The sequence below is a fragment of the Aminobacter sp. P4_H6_2 genome, from assembly GCF_056400805.1.
This window is the reverse complement of sequence record NZ_JBFUKO010000925.1, coordinates 1-1,522: the sequence shown is the minus strand read 5'-3', so window position 1 is coordinate 1,522 and position 1,522 is coordinate 1. Positions and strand designations below refer to the sequence as shown.

Here is a 1,522-nt window from a genome sequence, read left to right as displayed (position 1 = left end):
AAATGAAGGCGCAATTGCTACCTAGCGCGGTCGGCGGGAATGTCCTCTGTGGATGGCCCCCGCCTGCGGCGCGCGCGAACCCGACGTCTCCATAACCGCGAGGAACGCCCGATCGCACTCAAGACGGTCCATTGCCTCCTCCGGCGATGCAAACGAAGTGCTGGGAGATCAATTGTATCCGTTCGGGCTGCAATTGGCGAGGAACGCCCTCATGCGGGCAGACTGCGGCTGCTCAGCTTGACTTTGTGTCCGCGACATCCCACGTTCCGTAACATGTCGACTGATCGCTTCACGCTTCTGCTTGAACGGGTGTTCCCCGTCGCGGGCACCTAACCCCGGCTTGGTCGCGTCGCCCCCCGGCCGAGGGGCATATGCCTCACGCGCTGCGCTCCGCAGCCGTTGCAGGAACACGGCGACAGCAAATCCGCACAGTCAGTCATACAGCCGTCGGCGCATTTTGCGCCCGCGGTTCGAACATTTTGGAAGAGTTTTGAAAATGGCCCCCACCATAGACAGGCGCAAGCCTGCGATCACGATCACCCGCTCCGACCACGAAAGCCTTTCGCGGCTTGCTGAATCCTACTCTGCGCGGGATCCCGATGCTGCGGAGCAACTGCTCTCCGAACTCGACCGCGCACGCGTGGTGATGGACGGACGCATCGCGCACGACGTCGTCAGGATTGGCTCGACGCTTAGGTTCACCACCGACGCGGGCGAAGATCGCACCGTCACGCTGGTGTTCCCCGGGGAGGCTGACATCGCCCAGGCCAAGGTCTCGATCCTGACGCCCATCGGCGCTGCCCTGATCGGCCTGAAAGTCGCCCAGTCCATCGACTGGACGTCGCGCGACGGCCGCACCCGTCGTCTGACCGTCGAGAGCGTCGTCCAGATGGCCGGACAACCAGCCCAGCCTCAGCACGAGCTTCAGACGGCATGACCATGTCGCCACTCGCGCGCCTCATGTTCTACGGAGGATGCCTTATCGCAGGATCGTAGCCCCGTGCGCCGCACGCATGCGGCCAGGGGTTCTCCACCTCGTCCGGACTTTGCCGCTTGCAGGCGGAACAATTGGAGAACTGCGATGTCTAAAGAAACCTGTCACCACGAAGGACTTCGCGGTCGTCGAAGTCATGTGCGAGCGTTGCCTTACCCGCGGGGCGGGAATGTCCCTGACTTTCGAAGTAGCACCCTGATCGTGGCAATAGCGGGTGGCATCAGCCTGTGGCATATCCGGTGGACAGAGCGATGGAATAGCAGACGTTCCGGTAGCCACCTCACGTTGAGCCGTCTTGGGTCACGAGACGCGGGCCGCGGTGGGGTGAACCGGCAGGTATCGGCCCCGGATCTGCCTACGGAATCATTTCCGGTCGTGGCGTTAAGGGGAAATGCCGATGGCACTGGGGTGGGAAGGGGAATGGCTGGTTTTGCTCCAGCCGCACCCCAAAGCCAATGTCATAGGCGCTGTCACAAGGCAGCAATAATACGCCCTCTCAACTCCTCGACGGCGTGCGATACTTCCTTT

General features: G+C 62.2%; 1 protein-coding gene. It reads left to right on the top strand.

Annotation, left to right across the window (positions count from 1 at the left end; genetic code table 11):
- The first annotated feature begins 496 nt into the window (after nt 1–496).
- Nucleotides 497–937 (top strand): nucleoside diphosphate kinase regulator, encoded by a 441-nt coding sequence (gene rnk / locus AC1DUU_RS31720; RefSeq protein ID WP_476787266.1) that lies wholly within the window; start codon nt 497–499, stop codon nt 935–937.
- Nucleotides 938–1,522 lie beyond the last annotated feature (585 nt).